This window comes from Streptococcus sp. SK140 (assembly GCF_000259525.1).
GTDB lineage: Bacteria > Bacillota > Bacilli > Lactobacillales > Streptococcaceae > Streptococcus.
This window is the reverse complement of sequence record NZ_AJML01000022.1, coordinates 115,340-138,818: the sequence shown is the minus strand read 5'-3', so window position 1 is coordinate 138,818 and position 23,479 is coordinate 115,340. Positions and strand designations below refer to the sequence as shown.

The window sequence follows — 23,479 nt, the reverse complement described above, 5'->3', positions numbered from 1 at the left end:
CCTGTTGAATGAGTTTCCAGTAACGTTTTAGTGCCTTATATTCGTGCGATTTACGATCAAAACGATTCATGACTTGGATGCGAAGACGATTCATAGCTCGACTGAGATGTTGGACAATGTGAAAGCGGTCGAGAACGATTTTAGCGTTAGGAAAAAGTTTTCTGGCAATATCGTAATAGGGACTAAACATATCCATGGTAATGACTTTCACGTGACTTCTCACCTGACTAGAATAACGAAGGAAATGATTGCGAATAGTCACTTGAGTTCGCCCATCCAGGATAACTACGATCTTTCTGGAATCAAAATCCTGTGCAATGAAACTCATCTTACCTTTCTTGAAGCTGTATTCATCCCAAGACATGTGAGTTGGAAGGAAAGATAAATCTGTCTTGAATTTGAATTCTTTCAATTTACGAATGACTGTCGAAGTAGATACAGATAGACTTTCTGCGATAGCCGTCATAGGGACTTTCTCGATTAATTTTTGAGTGATTTTCTGGTTAACGATGGTAGCGATTTGGTGATTCTTTTTGACTAAGGAAGTCTCTGCGACAGCCATTATTCCACAGACTTTACAACGGAAACGGCGTTTTCTCAATCGAATGAGTGCCTTATAGCCTGCAAACTCTAGATAGGGGATTTTAGATTCTTTCTGGAAGTCATATTTAGTCATTTTCCCTAGGCAGTGATGACACTTAGGAGTAGGATAATCTATAGCTTAGTGATGATTTCTTTACGCGTTCCAGCATCAAGATATTCCAAGATTATGATGTTCTTGTCTTTAATTTCGAGTAAGTTTGTGATAAAATTTAATTGTTCCATATGATTCTTTCTAATGATGGTTTGGTCGCTTTTCATTATAGATCTTATGGGACTTTTTTCTACAACAAAATAGACTCCATAATTCCTATGGTGGTTTTACCCACTACAGAAATTATAGAGTCACAAAAGCAGTACACAATGTGGTATAATCTTCTTATGGCATATTCAATAGATTTTCGTAAAAAGTTCTCGCTTATTGTGAGCGAACACGTAGTATAACAGAAGCATCACACGTTTTCCAAATCTCACGTAATACCATTTATGGTTGGTTAAAGCTAAATGAGAAAACAGGAGAGCTAAACCATCAAGTAAAAGGAACAAAACCAAGAAAAGTTGATAGAGATAGAGTCAAAAACTATCTTACTGACAATCCAGATGCTTATTTGACTGAAATAGCTTCAGAATCAGCATCTGAATCAGCATCTGAATCAGCATCAACATCAACAAGTGCGTCTATGATTCATTCGACTTCAACTAGTCAAGCTCCTCAAACTGATACCACTAAGGCCCGTAAGCAATTACCAAATACAGGTGAAACTGCTTCAGCTGCAAATGCTCTCCTTGGAGTTGTAGCAGGTCTAACTGGATTAGGATTAGTGGCTAAACGTCGTAAGCGTGATGATGAAGAATAAATCTTCTAACGATTCTATTAGTTGATTATTCCGATCAAAAAACCTGAAAGATATAACTTTCAGGTTTTTTTCGTTCTATTAGATTTGTGCTTTGGAAATATCTATAAACATTTCGGGAACTTTTTATAATTTTTGCAAAATAAAAAACTAGCCACGGAATTAGTAGTAGCTACTAAATTCTGTGACTAGTTGTAGAGTTTAAGGTTTTGACTTGATAATTTTAGTTTGTTTAGACAGTGATTGGAGTGTTTGGTCACTTAATTTTGAATCAGTGATAATGGTGTCGATATCTGAGATATTGTAAAATGTGAAGAAATCAAATTTATCAAATTTGCTATGGTCAGCTAGGAGATATTTTTTATTGGCGTTTTCTAGTGCTAATTTCTGTGCTTCACCTTCGTCTTCACTAAAAGTAGCGATAGCATGATCCTTGATACCATTACAACTAACGAAGGCTTTTGAAAATTGCAAACTAGCGATATCTTGAAGAGTGAGAGTACCGACAAAAGCTCCTGTAATTGAACGATAATTACCACCGATTAGAATGAGATCAGTTAGCTTACGCTCATTTAGAATGAGAAATACAGGCAAACTATTGGTAACAACTCGAATGTTATCGATAGGAAGTTCACGCGCAAAGAATTCTAATGTGGTACCTGGACCAATGAAAATAGTTTCTCTTTCTTCAACTAAGTGACCTGCAAAGCGAGCAATTTCTTGTTTTTCTGCTGTTTGTAGCCCTTGTTTTTCAACGTTAGAACGCTCATTATTTAATAAGGAACCTGTTCGAAGTTTTTCAGCTCCTCCATGAACTCGAACCAGCAAATCCTTATCCGCTAACTCTTGTAAATATCGTCTAGCTGTCATATCGGAAATATCAAGGCGATTCATAATCTCTTTAACAGTGATAGTTCCTTTTGTATTAACAATTTCTAAAATAGTATCTAATTTTTCTTGCTTCAGCATTGAACCACCCCCCAAATCTAATATTATTTTATCATATTTTAAACAGCTAAGCAACTTAAAGAAAACAAAAATAAACAAAAAAAAACATCTAGTTTGTAATTAAACTTTGATGTTTTTTAGCTTAGGTATTAATTTAGTCCATAGTTATAGTCATCATCCTGCATAGCTTCAACTTCACCAAGTAGATAGCCATTACCAACTTGAGAGAAGAAGTCGTGGTTTGATGTACCAGTTGAAATCCCGTTCATAACGATCGGGTTGACATCATCAGCTGAATCAGGGAAGAGAGGATCTTGCCCCAAGTTCATAAGAGCTTTATTTGCATTATAGCGAAGGAAGGTTTTAACCTCTTCGGTCCATCCGACTTCGTCATAGAGGCTCTCTGTATAGCCTTCTTCATTCTCATAAAGAGTATAGAGAAGGTCGTACATCCATTCTTTGAGTTCTTCTTGCTCTTCTTCAGGCAATTCATTGAAACCGAGTTGGAATTTATAACCGATGTAGGTTCCATGAACTGACTCATCACGAATAATCAATTTGATAATTTCTGCCACGTTGGCCAACTTGTTGTTTCCAAGATAGTAGAGAGGAGTGAAGAAACCAGAGTAGAAGAGGAAGGTTTCAAGAAAAACACTAGCTACTTTCTTTTCAAGTGGAGTTCCGTTTAGGTAGATTTCATTGATAATTTCAGCTTTTTTCTGAAGATATGGATTGGTATTGGTCCATTCGAAAATCTCTTCGATTTCAGACTTGGTATTTAAGGTTGAGAAGATAGAAGAGTAAGACTTAGCATGAACAGATTCCATAAATTGGATATTGTTAAAAACAGCTTCCTCGTGAGGCGTACGAATATCAGCACGAAGGGCTTGAACACCAGTTTCTGATTGCATGGTATCAAGAAGGGTCAAACCTCCAAAAACTTTACCAACAAGGTCTTTTTCCTTATTAGAAAGCTTTCTCCAGTCGTCTAGGTCATTTGACAAAGGGATACGTGTATCGAGCCAGAATTGCTCAGTCAGCTTTTCCCAGGTTGATTTGTCAATGACATCTTCGATGGCATTCCAGTTAATGGCTTTGTAGTAAGTTTTCATTTGAAATCTCTTTCTGTGTGTAGTAATGCGATAACATAATCATTCTTATTTTATCATAATTCTATGCTATAATCGAACAAAAAGTCGGTAGCCCGACTTTTATGTTCTTACATGATTCTATCAGCAAAATACGTTTCGTTTAATGGATTAAGTAAATGTAATTTTTTTGAGAGTTGAATTAAATCACACAGCTCTCGCATTGGTTAGCACCGACTTCTCCACCATCATCTGTAAAGGTACGGACGTAGTAGATAGACTTGATACCTTTGTTGAAGGCATAGTTACGAAGGATAGACAAGTCACGTGTCGTTTGTTTGTTTTCTTTCTTCCATTCGTAAAGGCCTGTTGGGATATCACTACGCATGAAGAGTGTGAGTGAAAGTCCTTGGTCCACGTGCTCAGTCGCAGCAGCATAAACGTCAATGACTTTACGCATATCCATGTCATAAGCAGAAGTGTAGTAAGGAATTGTTTCTGTTGACAAACCAGCAGCAGGATAGTAGATCTTACCAATTTTCTTCTCTTGACGTTCTTCGATACGTTGCGTAATTGGGTGAATAGAAGCAGAAACATCGTTGATGTAGCTGATAGAACCATTTGGTGCTACAGCAAGGCGGTTTTGGTGGTAAAGTCCATCTGCTTTAACTTTATCACGGAGTTCAGACCAGTCAGCAGCAGTAGGAATAAAGATATCTTTGAAGAGTTCTTTAACACGGTCTGATTTTGGAACAAACTCACCACTTGTGTACTTATCAAAGTAGCTTCCGTTTGCGTAGTCTGATTTTTCAAAGTTGTGGAAGGTAACACCACGTTCACGTGCGATATTGTTTGACTCAACCAAGGTCCAGTAGTTCATAAGCATAAAGTAGATGCTTGTGAATTCAACAGACTCAGGTGATCCGTATTCGATCAATTGTTGAGCAAGATAGCTGTGAAGTCCCATAGCTCCAAGACCGAAGGTATGAGCTCGACTATTTCCGTGGTCGATAGTAGGAACAGCGACGATGTGTGAACTATCTGTAACGAAGGTCAAGGCACGTACCATTGCACGGATAGAGCGACCAAAGTCAGGTGAAGTCATCATGTTGACCACGTTAGTTGAACCAAGGTTACATGAAACATCTGTCCCCATTTGGAGGAATTCTTGCGCATCGTTGATAAGACTTGGTTCTTGGACTTGAAGAATCTCTGAACACAAGTTACTCATGATGATCTTACCATCGACTGGATTTGCACGGTTAGCAGTATCGATGTTGACTACATAAGGATAGCCAGATTCTTGTTGCAATTTAGAAATCTCAGTTTCCAAATCACGCGCCTTGATTTTTGTCTTACGGATGTTTGGATTTGCAACTAGTTCATCGTATTTTTCAGTGATGTCGATATAGTTGAAAGGTACTCCATACTCTTTTTCTACAGAATATGGGCTAAATAGGTACATTTCTTCATTTTTACGAGCCAATTCGTAGAATTTATCTGGAACCACAACACCAAGTGAAAGGGTCTTGACACGCACTTTTTCATCGGCGTTTTCCTTCTTAGTTGAAAGGAAGGCGATGATATCTGGGTGGAAGACATTGAGGTAAACAACCCCAGCACCTTGACGTTGACCGAGTTGGTTAGAGTAAGAGAAGCTGTCTTCGAAAAGCTTCATAACTGGTACGACACCAGAAGCAGCACCCTCATAGCCTTTAATAGGAGCTCCAGCTTCACGAAGGTTGCTGAGGGAAATTCCCACACCACCACCGATACGTGAAAGTTGAAGAGCAGAGTTGATAGAACGTCCGATAGAGTTCATATCATCTGTTACCTGGATCAAGAAGCAAGATACCAACTCACCACGACGAGCACGACCTGCATTCAAGAAAGAAGGAGTAGCAGGTTGATAACGTTGGTGAATGATTTCATTAGCAATATCAATAGCAATCGCTTCATCACCATCTGCGAAGTATAGGGCATTAAAGAAGACACGGTCTTCCATGCTTTCAAGATAGTACTCCCCGTCATTAGTTTTCAGAGCATACTGATTATAGAATTTATAGGCAGCCATGAAAGACTTAAATTGGAAGTTCTGATCCTTGATAAATTGATGCAGTTCTTCCAAAAATTCTGGACGGTATTTCTTGATAAATGCTGTCTCAATGTAGTTATGCTCAATGAGGAAATTAATTTTATCCGTAATTGAGTTAAAAACCATTGTATTTGGTACAACATTTTCTTTAAAGAAGGCTTCTAAAGCTTCCTTGTCTTTGTGAAGCATGATTTGTCCATTCACAGGACGGTTAATTTCATTATTAAGACGGAAGTAAGTCACATCTTCAAGTTGTTTTAATCCCATAAAAAATCCTTTATCTAATTACAAAAGAAAGGCTTCTAAGGTAGACATAGAAGCTTTTGTCCTGATTCTTAAGCAAGTTGTTTAAGTTTACCTGGTTGGAAACCAGAGAAAACTTCTGTTGGTGTCTGAATAATAGGAGCAGCACTAAAGCCAAGCTCTTTTACTTGATCAATGTATTCAGGTTGTTCATCAAGATTGATTTCTTTATATTCAACATTATTACTGTCTAAAAAACGTTTCGTCATTTTACATTGGACACAGTTGTTTTTAGAATATACGGTTACCATTTCTGTAACTCCTCTTTAAAAATTTATTACTTTCTTAGTATATCAGAAAAAAAAACTTTGTCAACTTTCTAAAACTAAATCTTGTGTACTTATTTTACTGATTTTACTAACAAACACAATATATAGTGTAGCATTGAGAAACAACGACAGAAAAATCAATGATTTCATTATAGACAACTTAACAAAAACTACATACTGTGTTTTGCTAAATTTAATAGAAGATTTTCAGCAAGTTATCTGAAAGGAAATTGAAGAAAGTCCATAAAATACTTGAAAAATATCAATGAAGGTGATATAATACTAAATTGTAAGGGTTATCAGATATGTAACTCAACAAGAAAACTATTAAAGGAGAGTCAAACTATGGCTTCTAAAGATTTCCACGTAGTGGCAGAAACAGGTATTCACGCACGTCCAGCAACATTGTTGGTACAAACTGCTAGCAAATTTGCTTCAGATATCACTCTTGAGTACAAAGGTAAATCAGTTAACCTTAAATCTATCATGGGTGTAATGAGCCTTGGTGTTGGTCAAGGTGCTGACGTTACAATCACTGCTGAAGGTGCAGACGCTGATGACGCTATCGCTGCAATCTCAGAAACAATGGAAAAAGAAGGATTGGCATAAGGAAATGACAGAAATGCTTAAAGGAATCGCAGCATCTGACGGTGTTGCAGTTGCAAAAGCATATCTACTCGTTCAACCGGATTTATCATTCGAGACTGTTACAGTCGAAGATACAAATGCAGAAGAGGCTCGTTTGGATGTTGCTCTTGAAGCTTCTCAAAACGAGCTTTCTCTTATCCGCGAGAAGGCTGTAGGTACGCTTGGTGAAGAAGCGGCACAAGTATTTGACGCCCACTTGATGGTTCTTGCTGACCCTGAATTGATCGGTCAAATTAAAGAAACTATCCGTGCTAAGAAAGTGAATGCAGAAGCAGGTCTGAAAGAAGTTACAGACATGTTTATCACAATCTTTGAAGGCATGGAAGACAACCCATACATGCAAGAACGTGCAGCGGATATCCGTGACGTAACAAAACGTGTATTGGCAAATCTTCTTGGTAAAAAATTGCCAAACCCAGCTTCTATCAATGAAGAAGTAATCGTGATTGCTCACGACTTGACTCCATCTGATACAGCTCAATTGGACAAAAACTTTGTTAAAGCTTTTGTAACAAACATTGGTGGTCGTACAAGTCACTCAGCTATCATGGCTCGTACACTTGAAATCGCTGCAGTTTTGGGTACAAACAATATCACTGAAATCGTTAAAGATGGTGACCTACTTGCCGTTAATGGTATTACAGGTGAAGTGATTATCAACCCGACTGAAGAACAAGCGGCTGAATTTAAAGCAGCTGGTGAAGCTTACGCTCAACAAAAAGCTGAATGGGCACTCTTGAAGGATGCTCAAACTGTTACTGCTGATGGCAAACACTTCGAATTGGCAGCAAACATTGGTACTCCAAAAGATGTTGAAGGTGTTAATGACAACGGTGCAGAAGCTGTAGGTCTTTACCGTACAGAGTTCTTGTACATGGATTCTCAAGACTTCCCAACTGAAGACGAGCAGTACGAAGCATACAAGGCTGTTCTTGAAGGAATGAACGGTAAACCAGTTGTTGTCCGTACAATGGATATCGGTGGTGACAAGGAACTTCCTTACTTCGATATGCCACATGAAATGAACCCATTCCTTGGATTCCGTGCTCTTCGTATCTCTATCTCTGAAACAGGAGATGCAATGTTCCGCACTCAAATCCGTGCTCTTCTTCGTGCTTCTGTACACGGTCAATTGCGTATCATGTTCCCGATGGTTGCGCTTTTGAAAGAATTCCGTGCAGCTAAAGCAGTCTTCGATGAAGAAAAAGCTAACCTTCTTGCTGAAGGTGTTGCAGTTGCGGATGACATCCAAGTTGGTATCATGATTGAAATTCCTGCAGCAGCTATGCTTGCAGACCAATTTGCAAAAGAAGTTGACTTCTTCTCAATTGGTACAAACGACTTGATCCAATACACAATGGCTGCAGACCGTATGAACGAACAAGTTTCATACCTTTACCAACCATACAACCCATCAATCCTTCGTTTGATCAACAACGTTATCAAAGCAGCTCACGCTGAAGGTAAATGGGCTGGTATGTGTGGTGAAATGGCTGGTGACCAAACAGCTGTTCCACTTCTTGTCGGAATGGGCTTGGATGAGTTCTCTATGTCAGCAACATCTGTACTTCGTACACGTAGCTTGATGAAGAAACTCGACACTGCTAAAATGCAAGAATACGCTAACCGTGCTCTTACTGAATGTTCAACAATGGAAGAAGTTCTTGAACTTTCTAAAGAATACGTTAACTTTGATTAATCAATTACAAATCCTTGTAGCTTCTAGCTATGAGGATTTTTTCTTCTATTTTCTAGAAAACTCCATCTGTAAAATTTATCAAAAATATGGTAAAATAGACGAGGGAAAAAACAAGGAGGCTACAATGCAAAATAGACCAATCATTATCGGAGTAACAGGGGGATCTGGAGGAGGAAAGACAAGCGTATCTAAAGCAATCTTGTCGCATTTTCCAAATGAAAAAATCTCTATGATTGAGCATGATTCCTACTATAAAGATCAATCTCATCTAACCTTTGAAGAGCGTATTAAGACCAACTATGACCATCCTTTTGCTTTTGATACTGATTTGATGATTGAGCAAATCAAAGAGTTGTTGGCAGGACGTCCTGTAGACATTCCTACCTATGATTATGCTGCCCATACCAGAAGTTCTAAAACTTATCGTCAAGAACCTCAGGATGTCTTTATCGTAGAAGGAATCTTGGTTTTGGAGGACAAACGACTTCGTGATTTGATGGATATCAAGATTTTCGTAGATACAGATGATGATGTTCGTATCATTCGCCGTATTAAACGTGATATGGAAGAACGTGGTCGTAGTCTAGATAGTGTTATCGATCAATATCTTGGGGTGGTTAAGCCTATGTATCACCAATTTATCGAGCCAACTAAACGATATGCTGATATTGTAATTCCTGAAGGTGTAACCAATACTGTAGCTATCGATTTGCTAACGACAAAAATTGAAAAGATTTTAGAAGAAGCACGTCTAGCCCAATAATAAGTAGATAAAAGGCTATGGGAAAATAATTATTTGTCCAAGATTGAAGCCTTTTCCCATATCAGTAAGTCTTTACAATCATGCTTTTAGATAGTCTCGTCAAAGAGACTTTTAGAAGTCTGTAATCTTAATTAAATACAAAGTCAGTTACTTAGGGCAAATAAAAATCGAGGCCGGGATTTTCCCGACCTCTTATTTTTTGATTTTTTCAAGTCTCGGAACAATAACTAGGGTAAGTATTGCTGAGATTATGAGTTCTGCAATAGAATTTGTTGAGATAACAGTAGCTAATAGTTTTTGGATATTTCCGTCAAAAACATTTCCAAAGAGGAAGAAGATTCCGCCTAGTACAAATACAGTATTTGTGAGGGAACCGAGTGCTCCCGCGAAGATGAGCCCCGCCTTGTTTTTGAGGAGTTTATAGACAAAGTATGGAGTTAACCCAATAAGGATGCGTGGTACAATCGCAATAACTAGGGAGTAGATGTTACCATTTGGTACAAATGGAGAGAAGAGGTAGCTGGTTGGGAGAATTGTGATTGTATTGACTGTCAAGCTAATCATCCCCATCAAGAAACCTAAAATGGCTCCAATCCGTGGCCCGTAGATGATACTAGCAATGATGACTGGAATATGGACAATGGTCGGTTTAATTGGAAATGGCAAGACATTAAAGACAATAGAGCTCAGCAGATGAATCACGATCATGCTGGCAAAAAAGATAGCAATAGGAGCAATATTAGAGCGTTTGTTCATGAAGTTTTTCCTTTATCTGTTGTAAAATAGTATCAAGATCAGCAAGAGCACCCCGTCCTATGTCGCCACAGGCCAGTAGGGATTCTTTAGGGGAAATAATTGTATAACCATAAGTTTCTAAAGTTTTTAAGTTTGTTTGAGTTGCTGGATGGTCATACATTTTGGTATTCATAGCAGGTGCTACTAGTTTTGGAACATAGTTTGGCAAGGCAAGAGCAGTAGCAGTAACCATATTGTCGGCAAAACCGTGCGCAACTTTCGCAATCGTATTAGCGGTTGCAGGGGCAAGGATAAACAAGTCTGTTTCTTTGCCTAGCTCGATATGATTAACTTTATCAGGATAAGGTTCTTCCATAAGATCGAGATGAACTGTATTTTGTGATAAGACTTGAAGGGTTAAAGGTTGAATAAAGGCAGTCGCAGCCTGGGTCATGAGTACAGTAACAGAATGCCCCTGTTTCTTCAAGCCACTTACCAAATCAGCAGCCTTGTAAGAGGCGATAGAGCCTGTAACAGCGAGTGTAATACGAGCCATAATTTTCCTTTCTAACAGTCAAATCCTTGAATTTTTTCCACTAACAAGTCAGCAATTTCTTGTTTGCTAGCAGCAATCTGATAATCTTTTTCCTCTACTAGATAAGCCAGGTGTTGATCAGCATTAATCTGAGTGAGGTCATTAGCGACAATCAAGTCAGCTTGATTCTTTACAAGACTTTCTCTAGCGATTTGAATCAGATGCTCCTTGGTAACCTCAACAAGCAGTTTAAAGCCGATGAGATGAATACTGGGGTTCCATTCTTTAACAAGAGAGATGATCTTTGGATTTTTCTTGAGAAATAGGACTTGCACCTCATCCTTAGAAGAGATCTTTGTTTCCATATTTTTCTTATGCAAAAACTCACTTAAATCTTGGCTCGCTTGAACTTGGTCAAGACCTGTCATGTAAACTGGGCTATAGTCAGAAACAGCCATTGAATGGATCAAGACTTGATAATCAGGGACAATCCGTTTCATCTCTTGGAGTAAATCGGAAGTGTTTTTGATTTCAATCATAGTCAAATTCGGGTGTAGTTCTGGTTTTAGTGCTTGTCGCGTAGTAATTAGACAAACTTGGTGACCAGCTTTTAGTAAAGTCTCAGTTATTACTTTACCAAGTCTACCAGTAGAGTGATTGGTAATGGAGCGAACTCGATCTATTGCCTCGCTTGTACCACCAGATGTAACTAAAATTTTCATAGAACTATTATACAAAAAAATGAACAGTAAGTAAAATGAAAGCGATAAAATATTATGTGAAATCCGAGCTTTTAACTATAGTTAAAACCTATAAAGGCATATAAAAATTTAAAAAGAAGCCAAGAAAGTCTGAAGTGTTGTGATATTTACGAACGTTAGCAAGCTTTATGACTGTTAAAAATCTTATTTTATGATATAATGAATTAACACATTTGAGGTAGAGGAGTTTGTTATGAAAACAGATATTGAAATTGCACAGAGTATCGAGCTAAAACCAATCGTTGATGTTGTAGAGAAACTTGGTATCTCTTACGATGATTTGGAGTTGTACGGAAAATATAAGGCTAAACTAAGCTTTGATAAAATTCGTGCAGTTGAGAGCAATCCAGTCGGTAAATTGATCCTGGTTACTGCTATCAATCCGACACCTGCTGGTGAAGGAAAATCAACTATCACTATCGGACTTGCTGATGCTTTGAATAAGATTGGTAAGAAAACCATGATTGCTATCCGCGAACCATCTCTTGGTCCTGTTATGGGGATTAAAGGTGGGGCTGCTGGTGGTGGTTATGCACAAGTTTTACCAATGGAAGACATCAACCTTCACTTTACTGGAGATATGCACGCTATTACAACTGCAAATAATGCTCTCTCTGCCTTGATTGACAATCACTTGCACCAAGGAAATGAGCTAGGAATCGACCAACGTCGTATTCTTTGGAAACGTGTGGTTGACTTGAACGATCGCGCTCTTCGTCACGTAACAGTCGGCCTTGGTGGTCCTCTTAACGGTATTCCACGTGAAGATGGATTTGATATCACTGTTGCTTCAGAGATCATGGCCATCCTTTGCTTGGCAACTGATATTGAAGATTTGAAACGTCGTTTGGGCAATATCGTCATTGGTTACCGTTATGACCGTACACCTGTTTCAGTGGGTGATCTACAGGTTGAAGGTGCCTTGGCATTGATTTTGAAAGATGCTATCAAACCGAACTTGGTTCAAACCATCTATGGAACACCTGCCTTTGTACATGGTGGCCCATTTGCCAATATCGCACACGGATGTAACTCTGTCTTGGCTACAACTACAGCCCTTCACTTGGCAGATTACACAGTGACAGAAGCAGGTTTTGGTGCAGATCTTGGTGCTGAGAAATTCCTGGATATCAAAACTCCAAACTTGCCAACTTCACCAGATGCAGTAGTGATTGTTGCAACACTTCGTGCTCTTAAGATGAATGGTGGGGTTGCTAAGGATGCTTTGACAGAAGAGAATGTAGAAGCTGTTCGTGCAGGATTTGCAAACTTGAAACGTCATGTTGAGAATATCCGTAAGTTCGGTATTCCAGCAGTTGTTGCTATTAACGAGTTCGTATCTGATACAGAAGCTGAAATCGCAGCTTTGAAAGAACTTTGTGCTTCAATCGATGTTCCAGTTGAATTAGCAAGCGTATGGGCCGATGGAGCAGAAGGTGGAGTAGCTCTAGCTGAAACTCTCGTCAAAACGATTGACGAAAACCCAGCTAACTATGCACGTTTGTATGACAATGACCTTTCAGTACAAGAGAAGATTGAAAAGATTGTCACTGAAATCTATCGTGGAAGCAAAGTAAACTTCGAGAAGAAAGCTCAAACTCAAATCGCACAAATCGTACAAAATGGTTGGGACAAATTGCCAATCTGTATGGCTAAAACTCAATACAGTTTCTCAGATAATCCAAATGCTCTTGGAGCCCCTGAAAACTTTGAAATTACTATTCGTGAGTTAGTACCAAAATTGGGTGCAGGCTTTATCGTTGCTCTTACTGGTGACGTTATGACCATGCCTGGACTTCCAAAACGCCCAGCAGCTCTCAACATGGATGTTGAAAGTGATGGTACAGTTCTAGGTTTATTCTAATAAGAAAATTTAAAGACAAGCTCAACATTGAGTTTGTCTTTTTTGGGATTACTAAAAAATCTCCTAGAAAGTAACTAGGAGATTTGTATTTTATTTCATAGTTGGGAAGAGCAATACATCACGGATAGTAGTTGTATCAGTGAGGAGCATGCAGAGACGGTCGATACCGATTCCCAAACCACCTGTTGGTGGCATACCGTATTCAAGTGCTTCGATGTAGTCGTAATCAATGCCTGTTGCTTCGTCGTCACCAAGCTCTTTGGCTTTGGCTTGAGCTTCGAAACGGCTAAGCTGGTCGATTGGGTCGTTGAGCTCAGTAAAGGCATTTCCGTATTCTTTAGTCATGATGAAGAGCTCGAAGCGGTCTGTAAAGCGCTCATCTTCTGGATTTTTCTTAGCAAGTGGTGATACAGCTACTGGGTGACCATAGACAAAGGTAGGTTGAATCAATGTTTCTTCAACAAATTCTTCAAAGAAAGCATTGATGATGTGACCAACTTCAGTATAGTGTTTTTCAACTGGAACATTCTTTTCAGCTGCGATTGCTTTAGCTTCTTCGAAAGTCATATCTTTCCAGAAATCAACACCTGTAATTTCCTTGATTGCATCCACCATGTGTACACGTTTAAATAGTTCATTGATCTTGATTTCAGTTCCTTGATAGATAACTGGACCGTCGCCTTTAACAGCTTTAGCAGCGTGTTGAATAATGCCTTCAGTCAAGTCCATGATGTCTTGGAAGTCAGCATATGCTTGGTAAACTTCGATAGAAGTAAACTCAGGGTTGTGTGTAGCATCCATTCCTTCGTTACGGAAGATACGGCCAATCTCATAAACACGCTCCATACCACCAACGATAAGACGTTTCAAATGAAGCTCAGTCGCGATACGAAGCACCATGTCAATGTTTTGAGCATTGTGGTGTGTGATAAATGGACGAGCAGCAGCACCACCAGCTTCGTTGTGAAGAACAGGTGTTTCTACTTCAAGGAAACCTTGAGCATCGAGGTAGCGACGGATTTCAGAAATGATTTTTGAACGAGTAACAAAGCGTTCAAAGCTTTCACGGTTAGAAATCAAGTCAAGGTAACGTTTACGGTAGATTGTTTCAACGTCTGAAAGTCCGTGGAATTTCTCTGGAAGGGGACGAAGGGCTTTAGATAAGTGTGTGATGTGAGTAGCCTTGATTGAGAGTTCTCCCATATCCGTACGCATCACTTCACCCTCAACACCGAGGAAGTCTCCGAGGTCAGCCTTCTTAAAGATTTCGTAGTTTTCTTCACCAACAGCGTCTTTACGAACGTAGATTTGAATTTGACCTTCGCGGTCTTGAAGGTGGGCAAATCCAACTTTACCCTTACCACGCTTTGTTACCAAACGTCCAGCGATAGTAGCAGTCTCGTTTAATTCGTGTAATTGTTCTTTATCAAGGTCAGCATATTTATCTTTTAATTCTTGTGAGTTAGCAGTGCGTTCAAATCGTTTACCGAATGGATCGATTCCTTGTTCGCGGAGCGCAGCCATTTTTTCACGGCGAACGATCTGCTGGTCATTTAGTTCTTCCATATGTTCTGTTGACATGGTTTCCTCCTAGTTTTTACTCAATTCTTGATACGATGAGTCTTTTTTACGATACTCCCATTTTATCATAAAAGTCAAATAAATTCACGGATAATCTACAAAATCTAAAAAGAACTTAACAGTGTTTGTTAAGTTCAGTTCTAATTCTGATAAGAAGTGTCGTTCCAGACTAAGAGGTTAAAGTTTTTAAAGTCCTCCGTTTCGACAATAGTCACACTGGCATTTGCTAGACCACCATCTTTTCTAAGTAGTGGAGTATCATAGCCTAGAAGAGTTCGAATACTGGCTGTGAGATTGGCACCGTGACCAACAATCATAACATGTTCAAAAGGTTTGGACTCTAATGATTTGATAAATTGAATGGTTCGTTGAGTTGTTTGATAGACAGACTCTGCTCCAAACATAGTCGAATCGAATTTTGCTAGATTGGTACGAAAAGCTTTTAATTGCTCGGGATAGATAGCTTCCAAGGTCGCAAATTTTGCACCTTCAAGTTTTCCAAGTTGCCATTCTCTTAGTGAGGGTATCTCTTCTAATGGACAGCTGTTTTTCAGTTGACTTTGGATGATTTGAGCGGAAGTTTTAGCACGAGGAAGATCACTAGAATAAATCATATCAAATGAAGTTTCCTGGAGATACCGACCTAGTTTTTTTAAGGACTCAATGGATTCATCTAAGAGTGGAGAATCCCCACTCGCTCCTTGAAAACGTCCCTCGAGATTCCAAAGTGTTTTACCGTGACGAATAAAATAGAATTTCATTAGTTACTTGCCTCCAAGATATCTGCAAATTCAGCTTTAACAAAGGATGCTAGATCTTGAGGATTGATAATGATACTATGACCAACTTCCCCTGCGGAAACAATCATTTCATTCAGTTGAAGAGCAGTTTGGTCGATAAAGATAGGATAGTTATGTTTCTGACGAATTCCAACTGGATTATTGGCACCGTGGATGTAGCCTGTTGTTTTTTCTAGGTCTTTTTGTGGAATCATGCTGACTTTCTTATTACCAGAAATCTTAGCCAGTTTCTTTTCAGAAAGATGTTCAGTGATAGGTACGATTCCAATAATTGGTCCAGTTTTATCTCCCAGAAGTGCTAGAGTCTTAAAAATCTGACTCTTTTCATAACCTTGAGGCATTTCACCTTCCAAAGCATTAATTTGAATACCTGTATGGTTTATTCCTGCCTTGGTTAAAATTTGTTGAACCAAGGTTTTCTTGACTTTTACTTTTTTTGCCATTATTTATACTTATCCTCCAATTGACTCATCCAGATTCCCAACCAAATCCCTAGGGCAAAGAAGAAAGCAATCAGTACATATGATACTAGGGACAAACCACTGTAACTAATACTTTCAGCATTTCCAGCGTTTGGAATAAGGATCAAGAGTGTACTTGATAATACGATTCCAATGATAAAATGATACACACGTGAGTGATAAAGGCGAAGAGCATAGTCCATGAATTTAGAGAAAATAATCAGAGTGATAAGAAGCCCAATTCCAATTGGTAAGAAGGTTCCAAACAAATCAAAAGTCTTGAACCCTGTTAACATAGGGCCATAAAGGCCAAGAATCAAGAGGAGATTGGAAGGACTAAGCCCAGGAACCAAAATTCCAAGAGCCAATAAACAACCAGCTAGTGTAAAGTTTAGGAAGCTTGCAGATAGAGAACCAACTACAAAATTCAAGGCATAGAGGGCGATACCTGAGATGATGAAGGTTGCCCAAAACCATATGTGGTCAACCTTGTCTCTATCAGAGTCACGAGTTGATTCTTTGACAAGACTTGGGATAGTACCAATGATAGCTCCAGCAAAACTCCACAATACATACACTTGATAATTCTCTAAAAGATACTCGATTGGATAGGAGAAAAGTCCGATACCTAGAAGCATTCCAATGCCGACAGGAAGGAAAAAGAGCACATCTTCTTTTAAATTCTTAAAAGGATGGGCAAGAAATCGAATCATTCTCTCATAAATTCCCAAGATAGCAGCAAGAACACCACCAGAAATCCCTGGTAGAATGAAACCTAGGGCGATTACAATTCCCTTAATAATTTTTGATAACCATGATAACATAGAGGTCCTCCGAGATTCATATTCTATAAAGATAAAACAGTGATTTAATACTGAAAAATAAAGAAAAGCAAGCAGAAAGCAATGTCTGACTTGCTTATTGTGATAGTGATTAAGGATTTAAAAACAATTTTCTAAAGGTTTCTTCCTTGTTCTTTGATGAAGAAATGAGATTCAAATCGAGGTGATGTTCAAATCCACCAAGATTTCCATGTGAAGTGTATTGGTGAAGGTCATAGCTAAGATCTGTTTTTGGAGCACTCTCATAGTAACCTGAGTTGGTTCCATAGGAAGGTATCCAGATAGCTGAATAATTATCAACGCTGATACTATGTTCCTCCATAAAGTAAACACCAACATAGATACCGATATTTTTTGCACCCAATGAAGCTAATTTAGCACGAAAGGCCTCAACACCCCGGTTCATGTCAGACATAGTCTTTTCTTCAACATCTAACCAATAGTAGCTCGGGTTGTAAGGGGAAGCAGCGTTATAAAAGGCTTCAGCAGCTTTTTCCATTTCTTCGACATTTTTTCCAGCTACATAGGCATAAACAGCGACTGGAACATTTCGTTTTTGAAATTCTGTGATATGTTCTTTATAAGCCTTATCGACCCCATTTTTGAATGAAGCGTCATTTTCAACAGAAACTTGAGCTCCACTATGAACCCGAACGATTGCACCTGAAATATTTTGAGTTAAGGTGTCATAATTGATCTCTGATGGTCTTTGCCAGCCAGAAACATCAATAATCGGCTTGTTGATATTATGTAAAGCTTGAGTTTCTACTTGAACTGGATTTTGCTTTGTTTTGACTGGATGGTCTTCGAACTTGGGTCTATTGATGATTAAAATACCCACGAGAGTAGCTAATACAGTAAAAATAAAAACAGGATTTATTTTCTTTCTCATACTTTTATAGTGTATCGTAAATGGTGAAAAAAATCAAAAAAAAATACTCGAAATCATCTAGAGAATGCGATGTTTTAAAGCATTTGCCCTCTTTTGTGTTTGAAAAAGCAAATTTATGATATAATATAAGGGAATTTCTATAGAAAAGAGAAAAATATGGCAAATTATGCAGTTATTTTAGCAGCGGGTAAAGGTACTCGTATGAAATCAGATCTACCAAAAGTCATGCACAAGGTTGCAGGAATTTCAATGCTTGAGCATGTTTTTCGTAGCGTAGGAGCCATCAATCCTGAAAAAACAGTAACGGTTGTGGGTCATAAGGCAGAACTTGTGGAGCAAGTTTTAGCTGGTCAAACTGATTTTGTAAGACAGTCTGAGCAATTAGGAACTGGTCATGCGGTTATGATGGCTGAGCCAATTCTTGAAGGACTTTCTGGACAAACATTGGTTATTGCTGGTGACACACCACTCATTACTGGTGAAAGTCTAAAGAACTTGATTGATTTCCACGTTAATCACAAGAACGTAGCTACAATCCTAACTGCAGAAGCTGAAGACCCATTTGGTTATGGACGTATTGTTCGTAATGAGAATGCTGAAGTGCTTCGTATCGTGGAGCAGAAGGATGCGACTGATTTTGAAAAACAAATCAAGGAAATCAATACAGGAACCTATGTCTTTGATAATGCACGCCTCTTTGAAGCTTTGAAGAATATCAACACCAACAACGCCCAAGGCGAATACTACATTACTGATGTCATCGGCATTTTCCGTGAAGCTGGAGAAAAAGTCGGAGCCTATACTCTGAAAGACTTTGATGAAAGTCTCGGAGTTAATGACCGTGTTGCCCTTGCGACAGCTGAAGGCATCATGCGTCGCCGTATTAACCAAGCGCATATGGTCAATGGAGTTAGTTTTGTGAATCCTGAAGCTACTTACATTGACATCGATGTTGAAATTGCTCCAGAGGTTCAAATTGAAGCGAATGTAACCCTCAAAGGTTCTAGTAAGATTGGTGCAGGAACTGTTTTGACTAATGGAACTTATATCCTTGATAGCACTATCGGTTCAGGGGCAGTGATTACAAACTCGATGATTGAAGAAAGCACGGTTGCTGATGGCGTTACAGTTGGTCCTTATGCTCATATCCGTCCAGGATCAAGCCTTGCAAAAGATGTACATATTGGGAACTTTGTTGAAGTCAAAGGTTCTAGCATTGGGGAGAATACTAAGGCAGGACATTTAACTTACATTGGAAACTGTGAAGTTGGTAGTGATGTCAACTTCGGTGCAGGAACCATTACTGTAAATTACGATGGTCAACACAAGTTTAAAACAACCATTGGTAACAATGTTTTCGTTGGTTCAAATTCAACCATCATTGCTCCAGTAGAACTCGGAGATAATTCTCTTGTTGGGGCAGGTTCAACCATTACTAAGGATGTTCCAGCTGATGCCATTGCTATTGGACGAGGTCGCCAAATTAATAAGGACGAATATGCAACTCGCCTCCCTCACCATCCTAACAATAAATAGGAGCTAACGATGGAATTTGAAGAAAAGACGCTTAGTCGTAAAGAAATTTATAAAGGGCCTATTTTTCAGCTAGTTCAAGATCAGGTTGAACTACCTTCTGGAAAAGGTACTGCGCAACGTGATTTGATTTTCCACAATGGAGCAGTTTGTGTCCTTGCAGTTACTCCAGATAATAAGGTTGTCCTTGTTAAACAATATCGCAAGGCGATTGAAAAAGTCTCTTATGAAATTCCTGCAGGTAAACTGGAAATTGGGGAGAATGCAGATCCAGAAGCTGCAGCACTTCGTGAATTAGAAGAAGAAGCAGCCTATACTGGTAAATTAATCCTTCTCTATGATTTTTACTCTGCGATTGGATTTTGTAACGAGCGCTTAAAACTTTACTTGGCAAGTGATTTGACAAAAGTTGAAAATCCTCGTCCTCAGGATGAAGATGAGACTTTAGAGTTACTTGAAGTCAGTCTTGACCAAGCTAAAGAACTGATCCAGTCAGGTGATATTTGTGATGCCAAGACTATCATGGCTATTCAGTACTGGGAATTACAAAAAAATAGTGGAGGAACCCATGGGTAAACCTTTATTAACAGATGAAATGATTGAACGTGCCAATCGAGGAGAGGACATCTCAGGGCCTCCCTTGCTAGATGATGAGGAAACTAAGATTTTACCGACTTCTTCTCAAAATTTTGGCTATTCGCGAACTAAAGATCATGGTTTTAGCCAGGATACACTGACCATCGAAGTTGAACCTTCTATTCACAAAAGTCGTCGGATTGAAAATACCAAGAGAAATGTCTTTAATTCTAAATTAAACAAGATTCTTTTTGCAGTTATTTTTCTCTTGATTTTGTTAATTTTAGCAATGAGATTTATTTAAGGGGTCTATCATGAAAATTGGAATTATTGCAGCTATGCCAGAAGAGCTAGTATACTTGATTCAACACTTGGATGATGCCAGTGAGGAAAAGGTTCTGGGACATAGCTATCATACTGGTAAGATTGGTTCTGTTGAGCTTGTACTTGTAGAGAGTGGTATTGGTAAAGTCATGTCTGCGATGAGTGTCGCTATCTTAGCAGATCACTTTGAAGTCGATGCAGTGATTAATACTGGTTCTGCTGGTGCAGTGGCAAGTGGAATCGCAGTAGGGGATGTAGTGATTGCAGACAAGCTTACCTACCACGATGTTGATGTGACTGCTTTTGGTTATGAATACGGACAAATGGCTCAACAGCCTCTCTATTTTGAATCAGACAAAAAGTTTATCAGCTTGATTCAAGAGAGTTTGTCTAAACTGGACCAAACTTGGCATTTAGGTTTGATTGCGACAGGTGACAGTTTTGTTGCTGGAGAAGATAAAATCAAAGCGATAAAAGAACATTTCCCTCAAGTTCTTGCTGTAGAGATGGAAGGAGCAGCTATTGCTCAAGCAGCTCATGCTTTGAACCTTCCTTTCTTAGTCGTTCGTGCCATGAGTGACAATGCAAACCATGAAGCATCCGTTTCCTTTGATGAATTTATCGTAGAAGCAGGACGTCGTTCTGCCCAGGCCCTAATGACGCTTTTGCAGTCTATAAAGGATTAATAGAAGAATTACTGAGAGTGGGACAGAAATCGGTAATTCGTTAGAATTCGATTTCGTCGTCCCACCTCCGCACAGTTGAGTAGGGGCTGTAAAAGCTGATGAAATCAGCGTAGTAGAGCCCACTCAACCACTGCGTCTTGCTCGACAATCAAAAGAGAATTGAGAGGCTAGGACTTTTGTCCCAGCCTCTTCTTGTCTTGCCAACTAAAGTAATCAGAAGGCTCTTAAGAAAAGTTATTTTCAAACTTTTTTGATATAATAGAAACATTGACTTGAAGAATAAGGAAGAGAAAATGAACGATTTATTAAAGGGAATGAATGACCGTCAAGCCGAGGCTGTTCAAACCACAGAAGGACCCTTGCTGATCATGGCGGGGGCGGGATCTGGTAAGACTCGTGTTTTAACCCACCGTATTGCCTACTTAATTGATGAAAAGTTGGTAAACCCATGGAATATCTTGGCCATTACCTTTACCAATAAGGCTGCGCGTGAAATGAAGGAGCGTGCTTATGGACTCAATCCAGCTACTCAGGATTGTTTGATCGCGACCTTCCACTCTATGTGCGTGCGTATCCTACGGCGCGATGCCGACCACATTGGCTACAATCGCAATTTCACGATTGTGGATCCAGGGGAGCAGCGAACGCTCATGAAACGTATTCTCAAGCAGTTGAACTTGGATCCTAAAAAATGGAATGAACGTACCATTTTGGGAACCATTTCCAATGCTAAGAATGATCTGATTGACGATGTAGCTTATGCTGCCCAGGCAGGAGATATGTACACGCAAATTGTAGCTAAGTGTTATACAGCCTATCAGAAAGAACTTCGTCAGTCAGAGTCAGTGGACTTTGACGACTTGATCATGTTGACTTTGCGGCTCTTTGACCAAAATCCTGATGTTTTGACTTATTATCAGCAAAAGTTCCAATATATCCATGTTGATGAGTATCAAGATACCAACCATGCCCAGTATCAACTAGTCAAACTTTTGGCTTCACGCTTCAAAAATATCTGTGTGGTTGGGGATGCTGACCAGTCTATCTACGGTTGGCGTGGTGCTGATATGCAGAATATCTTGGATTTTGAGAAGGATTATCCTCAAGCCAAGGTTGTTTTGTTGGAGGAAAATTACCGCTCAACCAAAACCATCCTACAAGCTGCTAATGACGTTATCAAAAACAATAAAAATCGCCGTCCTAAGAATCTCTGGACTCAAAATGCGGATGGGGAACAGATTGTCTACTATCGCGCTAATGATGAACAAGACGAGGCTGTCTTTGTCGCTAAAACCATCGATGAACTTGGTCGAAGCCAAAACTTCCTCCACAAGGATTTTGCGGTTCTTTACCGTACCAATGCCCAGTCTCGTACCATTGAAGAAGCTCTGCTCAAGTCCAATATTCCTTATACTATGGTCGGTGGAACTAAGTTCTATAGCCGTAAGGAAATCCGTGATATTATCGCATATCTTAATCTCATCGCCAATTTGAGTGATAATATCAGTTTTGAGCGGATTATTAATGAACCAAAACGTGGCATTGGACCAGGAACAGTAGAGAAAATCCGTGACTTTGCCAACCTACAAAATATGTCGATGCTTGATGCTTCAGCTAACATCATGTTATCAGGGATTAAAGGTAAGGCAGCCCAGTCAATCTGGGATTTTGCCAATATGATTCTTGATTTGCGGGAGCAACTGGATCAATTAAGCATTACTGAGTTAGTGGAAGCAGTCTTGGAAAAAACAGGCTACGTGGATATTCTCAATACTCAAGCAACCTTAGAAAGTAAGGCTCGTGTCGAAAATATCGAGGAGTTCCTTTCTGTTACCAAGAATTTCGATGATAATCCAGATAATCAAGAAGAAGAAACTGGCTTGGATAAGCTCAGTCGCTTCTTGAACGATTTGGCCTTGATTGCAGATACAGACTCTGGCAGTCAGGAAACATCAGAAGTAACCTTGATGACGCTCCATGCGGCCAAGGGACTCGAGTTTCCAGTTGTCTTCTTAATTGGAATGGAAGAAAATGTCTTTCCACTTAGTCGTGCAGCAGAAGACATGGATGAACTAGAAGAGGAACGCCGTCTAGCCTATGTCGGTATCACGCGCGCAGAGAAAATCCTTTATCTAACCAATGCTAACTCACGCTTGCTATTTGGTCGAACGAACTATAATCGCCCAACACGCTTTATCAATGAGATTAGTTCAGATTTGTTAACTTATCAAGGTTTGGCGCGTCCTGCTAATGGTAGCTTCAAAGCATCCTATAGTAGTGGAGGTGTCGCCTTTGGTCAAGGCATGAGCCTAGCTCAAGCTCTACAAGATCGTAAACGCAACGCAGCACCAAGATTAATTGAATCAAAAGGACTACCTTTTGGACAATTTGCATCTAATAGCAAATCGTCTTCCAGTGAAACTAGTTGGTCTATTGGTGATATCGCCCTTCATAAGAAATGGGGTGAAGGAACTGTGCTGGAAGTTTCAGGCAGTGGAACTACTCAGGAATTGAAAATCAATTTCCCAGAAGTCGGCCTCAAAAAACTCCTAGCCAGCGTAGCACCGATTGAGAAGAAGTAAGTTTTCTAAACGAATAAGATTCCCTCTTGCAATAACAAGG

At 39.3% G+C, this 23,479-nt stretch carries 22 protein-coding genes and 2 pseudogenes; 11 read left to right on the top strand and 13 right to left on the bottom strand.

All coding sequences use genetic code 11. The features are described from left to right. A pseudogene (locus HMPREF1116_RS06520) lies at positions 1 to 825 on the bottom strand (ISL3 family transposase); the annotation flags it as partial. Between the two features lie 156 nt (positions 826 to 981). Between HMPREF1116_RS06520 and HMPREF1116_RS06510 the strand changes: the two are divergent. Together HMPREF1116_RS06510 and HMPREF1116_RS11855 are read left to right on the top strand one after the other, a co-directional pair. Next, positions 982 to 1,229, top strand: a pseudogene (locus HMPREF1116_RS06510) (IS630 transposase-related protein); the annotation flags it as partial. Between the two features lie 51 nt (positions 1,230 to 1,280). Beyond that, complete coding sequence (locus HMPREF1116_RS11855) at positions 1,281 to 1,457, top strand: LPXTG cell wall anchor domain-containing protein (protein WP_025171272.1); 177 nt, start codon at positions 1,281 to 1,283, stop codon at positions 1,455 to 1,457. Positions 1,458 to 1,655: 198 nt separating this feature from the next. Here HMPREF1116_RS11855 and HMPREF1116_RS06505 read toward each other — a convergent pair whose 3' ends face one another. The 4 genes from HMPREF1116_RS06505 to nrdH form a co-directional block, all read right to left on the bottom strand. After that, positions 1,656 to 2,423 carry a DeoR/GlpR family DNA-binding transcription regulator gene (locus HMPREF1116_RS06505; protein WP_000917594.1) on the bottom strand — a complete coding sequence of 256 codons (768 nt, stop codon included), beginning with the start codon at positions 2,421 to 2,423 and terminating at the stop codon, positions 1,656 to 1,658. A 128-nt stretch (positions 2,424 to 2,551) separates the two neighbouring features. Next, entirely contained in the window at positions 2,552 to 3,514 is a 963-nt protein-coding gene (gene nrdF / locus HMPREF1116_RS06500; RefSeq protein ID WP_000861167.1) for a class 1b ribonucleoside-diphosphate reductase subunit beta, read from the bottom strand. A 178-nt stretch (positions 3,515 to 3,692) separates the two neighbouring features. Continuing rightward, complete coding sequence (gene nrdE, locus HMPREF1116_RS06495) at positions 3,693 to 5,852, bottom strand: class 1b ribonucleoside-diphosphate reductase subunit alpha (RefSeq protein WP_000523571.1); 2,160 nt, start codon at positions 5,850 to 5,852, stop codon at positions 3,693 to 3,695. A 68-nt stretch (positions 5,853 to 5,920) separates the two neighbouring features. Further along, complete coding sequence (gene nrdH / locus HMPREF1116_RS06490; RefSeq protein WP_000259242.1) at positions 5,921 to 6,139, bottom strand: glutaredoxin-like protein NrdH; 219 nt, start codon at positions 6,137 to 6,139, stop codon at positions 5,921 to 5,923. A 363-nt stretch (positions 6,140 to 6,502) separates the two neighbouring features. Here nrdH and HMPREF1116_RS06485 point away from each other — a divergent pair, with 363 nt between their 5' ends. From HMPREF1116_RS06485 to udk, 3 genes are all read left to right on the top strand, one after another. Beyond that, entirely contained in the window at positions 6,503 to 6,766 is a 264-nt protein-coding gene (locus HMPREF1116_RS06485; protein WP_000146952.1) for a phosphocarrier protein HPr, read from the top strand. A gap of 4 nt (positions 6,767 to 6,770) precedes the next feature. Further along, positions 6,771 to 8,504, top strand: coding sequence for a phosphoenolpyruvate--protein phosphotransferase (gene ptsP, locus HMPREF1116_RS06480; protein WP_025171271.1), 1,734 nt, complete (start codon positions 6,771 to 6,773; stop codon positions 8,502 to 8,504). Between the two features lie 124 nt (positions 8,505 to 8,628). Next, complete coding sequence (udk, locus tag HMPREF1116_RS06475; protein WP_007555045.1) at positions 8,629 to 9,267, top strand: uridine kinase; 639 nt, start codon at positions 8,629 to 8,631, stop codon at positions 9,265 to 9,267. Positions 9,268 to 9,459: 192 nt separating this feature from the next. Here the strand turns inward: udk and HMPREF1116_RS06470 are convergent, their stop codons facing one another. Genes HMPREF1116_RS06470 through coaB form a run of 3 tightly spaced genes read right to left on the bottom strand, consistent with a single transcriptional unit; the run spans position 9,460 to position 11,259 of the window. Next, the gene (locus HMPREF1116_RS06470; protein ID WP_001042711.1) at positions 9,460 to 10,023 is read right to left on the bottom strand and encodes an ECF transporter S component; all 564 of its coding nucleotides are present in this window, start codon (positions 10,021 to 10,023) and stop codon (positions 9,460 to 9,462) included. Beyond that, positions 10,007 to 10,558, bottom strand: a complete 552-nt coding sequence (gene coaC, locus HMPREF1116_RS06465; protein WP_000101254.1) for a phosphopantothenoylcysteine decarboxylase — start codon at positions 10,556 to 10,558, stop codon at positions 10,007 to 10,009. Before coaC ends, HMPREF1116_RS06470 begins: the two co-directional genes overlap by 17 nt. Before the next feature lie 11 nt (positions 10,559 to 10,569). Continuing rightward, entirely contained in the window at positions 10,570 to 11,259 is a 690-nt protein-coding gene (gene coaB, locus HMPREF1116_RS06460) for a phosphopantothenate--cysteine ligase (protein ID WP_000699482.1), read from the bottom strand. 232 nt (positions 11,260 to 11,491) lie between these two features. Here coaB and HMPREF1116_RS06455 point away from each other — a divergent pair, with 232 nt between their 5' ends. After that, on the top strand, positions 11,492 to 13,162 hold the full coding sequence (locus HMPREF1116_RS06455; protein ID WP_000845264.1) for a formate--tetrahydrofolate ligase: 1,671 nt from the start codon (positions 11,492 to 11,494) through the stop codon (positions 13,160 to 13,162). A 90-nt stretch (positions 13,163 to 13,252) separates the two neighbouring features. On the opposite strand, the gene lysS is transcribed toward HMPREF1116_RS06455, so the two are convergent. The 5 genes from lysS to HMPREF1116_RS06430 form a co-directional block, all read right to left on the bottom strand. Then, entirely contained in the window at positions 13,253 to 14,743 is a 1,491-nt protein-coding gene (gene lysS, locus HMPREF1116_RS06450) for a lysine--tRNA ligase (protein WP_000102453.1), read from the bottom strand. Between the two features lie 140 nt (positions 14,744 to 14,883). Further along, the gene (locus HMPREF1116_RS06445; RefSeq protein ID WP_000675220.1) at positions 14,884 to 15,504 is read right to left on the bottom strand and encodes a histidine phosphatase family protein; all 621 of its coding nucleotides are present in this window, start codon (positions 15,502 to 15,504) and stop codon (positions 14,884 to 14,886) included. After that, positions 15,504 to 15,986: an aminoacyl-tRNA deacylase gene (locus HMPREF1116_RS06440; protein WP_001085923.1), complete on the bottom strand. Its 483-nt coding sequence runs from the start codon at positions 15,984 to 15,986 to the stop codon at positions 15,504 to 15,506. Before HMPREF1116_RS06440 ends, HMPREF1116_RS06445 begins: the two co-directional genes overlap by 1 nt. Then, complete coding sequence (locus HMPREF1116_RS06435; RefSeq protein ID WP_000954130.1) at positions 15,986 to 16,828, bottom strand: DUF368 domain-containing protein; 843 nt, start codon at positions 16,826 to 16,828, stop codon at positions 15,986 to 15,988. Before HMPREF1116_RS06435 ends, HMPREF1116_RS06440 begins: the two co-directional genes overlap by 1 nt. Before the next feature lie 109 nt (positions 16,829 to 16,937). Beyond that, positions 16,938 to 17,738, bottom strand: coding sequence for a glycoside hydrolase family 25 protein (locus HMPREF1116_RS06430; RefSeq protein WP_001227600.1), 801 nt, complete (start codon positions 17,736 to 17,738; stop codon positions 16,938 to 16,940). A 156-nt stretch (positions 17,739 to 17,894) separates the two neighbouring features. On the opposite strand from HMPREF1116_RS06430, the gene glmU reads away from it, so the two are divergent. From glmU to pcrA, 5 genes are all read left to right on the top strand, one after another. Further along, positions 17,895 to 19,274 carry a bifunctional UDP-N-acetylglucosamine diphosphorylase/glucosamine-1-phosphate N-acetyltransferase GlmU gene (glmU, locus tag HMPREF1116_RS06425; protein ID WP_000024820.1) on the top strand — a complete coding sequence of 460 codons (1,380 nt, stop codon included), beginning with the start codon at positions 17,895 to 17,897 and terminating at the stop codon, positions 19,272 to 19,274. A 9-nt stretch (positions 19,275 to 19,283) separates the two neighbouring features. Then, positions 19,284 to 19,847 carry an NUDIX hydrolase gene (locus tag HMPREF1116_RS06420; RefSeq protein WP_000393804.1) on the top strand — a complete coding sequence of 188 codons (564 nt, stop codon included), beginning with the start codon at positions 19,284 to 19,286 and terminating at the stop codon, positions 19,845 to 19,847. Then, on the top strand, positions 19,840 to 20,151 hold the full coding sequence (gene macP / locus HMPREF1116_RS06415) for a cell wall synthase accessory phosphoprotein MacP (RefSeq protein ID WP_000517859.1): 312 nt from the start codon (positions 19,840 to 19,842) through the stop codon (positions 20,149 to 20,151). Before HMPREF1116_RS06420 ends, macP begins: the two co-directional genes overlap by 8 nt. Positions 20,152 to 20,161: 10 nt before the next feature. Then, positions 20,162 to 20,857: a 5'-methylthioadenosine/adenosylhomocysteine nucleosidase gene (locus HMPREF1116_RS06410; protein ID WP_000689807.1), complete on the top strand. Its 696-nt coding sequence runs from the start codon at positions 20,162 to 20,164 to the stop codon at positions 20,855 to 20,857. 293 nt (positions 20,858 to 21,150) lie between these two features. Then, positions 21,151 to 23,439, top strand: coding sequence for a DNA helicase PcrA (pcrA, locus tag HMPREF1116_RS06405; protein ID WP_000998884.1), 2,289 nt, complete (start codon positions 21,151 to 21,153; stop codon positions 23,437 to 23,439). Positions 23,440 to 23,479 lie beyond the last annotated feature (40 nt).

What these genes read in the sequence shown, in the direction of transcription:
- HMPREF1116_RS06410 (WP_000689807.1), top strand. Translation starts at nt 20,162, where the DNA reads ATGAAAATTGGAATTATTGCAGCTATGCCAGAAGAGCTAGTATACTTG.
- udk (WP_007555045.1), top strand. Translation starts at nt 8,629, where the DNA reads ATGCAAAATAGACCAATCATTATCGGAGTAACAGGGGGATCTGGAGGA.
- nrdF (WP_000861167.1), bottom strand. Translation starts at nt 3,514, where the DNA reads ATGAAAACTTACTACAAAGCCATTAACTGGAATGCCATCGAAGATGTC.
- pcrA (WP_000998884.1), top strand. Translation starts at nt 21,151, where the DNA reads ATGAACGATTTATTAAAGGGAATGAATGACCGTCAAGCCGAGGCTGTT.
- HMPREF1116_RS06455 (WP_000845264.1), top strand. Translation starts at nt 11,492, where the DNA reads ATGAAAACAGATATTGAAATTGCACAGAGTATCGAGCTAAAACCAATC.
- HMPREF1116_RS06485 (WP_000146952.1), top strand. Translation starts at nt 6,503, where the DNA reads ATGGCTTCTAAAGATTTCCACGTAGTGGCAGAAACAGGTATTCACGCA.
- nrdH (WP_000259242.1), bottom strand. Translation starts at nt 6,139, where the DNA reads ATGGTAACCGTATATTCTAAAAACAACTGTGTCCAATGTAAAATGACG.
- HMPREF1116_RS06470 (WP_001042711.1), bottom strand. Translation starts at nt 10,023, where the DNA reads ATGAACAAACGCTCTAATATTGCTCCTATTGCTATCTTTTTTGCCAGC.
- macP (WP_000517859.1), top strand. Translation starts at nt 19,840, where the DNA reads ATGGGTAAACCTTTATTAACAGATGAAATGATTGAACGTGCCAATCGA.
- ptsP (WP_025171271.1), top strand. Translation starts at nt 6,771, where the DNA reads ATGACAGAAATGCTTAAAGGAATCGCAGCATCTGACGGTGTTGCAGTT.
- HMPREF1116_RS06440 (WP_001085923.1), bottom strand. Translation starts at nt 15,986, where the DNA reads ATGGCAAAAAAAGTAAAAGTCAAGAAAACCTTGGTTCAACAAATTTTA.
- coaC (WP_000101254.1), bottom strand. Translation starts at nt 10,558, where the DNA reads ATGGCTCGTATTACACTCGCTGTTACAGGCTCTATCGCCTCTTACAAG.
- HMPREF1116_RS11855 (WP_025171272.1), top strand. Translation starts at nt 1,281, where the DNA reads ATGATTCATTCGACTTCAACTAGTCAAGCTCCTCAAACTGATACCACT.
- coaB (WP_000699482.1), bottom strand. Translation starts at nt 11,259, where the DNA reads ATGAAAATTTTAGTTACATCTGGTGGTACAAGCGAGGCAATAGATCGA.
- HMPREF1116_RS06430 (WP_001227600.1), bottom strand. Translation starts at nt 17,738, where the DNA reads ATGAGAAAGAAAATAAATCCTGTTTTTATTTTTACTGTATTAGCTACT.
- glmU (WP_000024820.1), top strand. Translation starts at nt 17,895, where the DNA reads ATGGCAAATTATGCAGTTATTTTAGCAGCGGGTAAAGGTACTCGTATG.
- lysS (WP_000102453.1), bottom strand. Translation starts at nt 14,743, where the DNA reads ATGTCAACAGAACATATGGAAGAACTAAATGACCAGCAGATCGTTCGC.
- HMPREF1116_RS06445 (WP_000675220.1), bottom strand. Translation starts at nt 15,504, where the DNA reads ATGAAATTCTATTTTATTCGTCACGGTAAAACACTTTGGAATCTCGAG.
- HMPREF1116_RS06420 (WP_000393804.1), top strand. Translation starts at nt 19,284, where the DNA reads ATGGAATTTGAAGAAAAGACGCTTAGTCGTAAAGAAATTTATAAAGGG.
- HMPREF1116_RS06505 (WP_000917594.1), bottom strand. Translation starts at nt 2,423, where the DNA reads ATGCTGAAGCAAGAAAAATTAGATACTATTTTAGAAATTGTTAATACA.
- HMPREF1116_RS06435 (WP_000954130.1), bottom strand. Translation starts at nt 16,828, where the DNA reads ATGTTATCATGGTTATCAAAAATTATTAAGGGAATTGTAATCGCCCTA.
- nrdE (WP_000523571.1), bottom strand. Translation starts at nt 5,852, where the DNA reads ATGGGATTAAAACAACTTGAAGATGTGACTTACTTCCGTCTTAATAAT.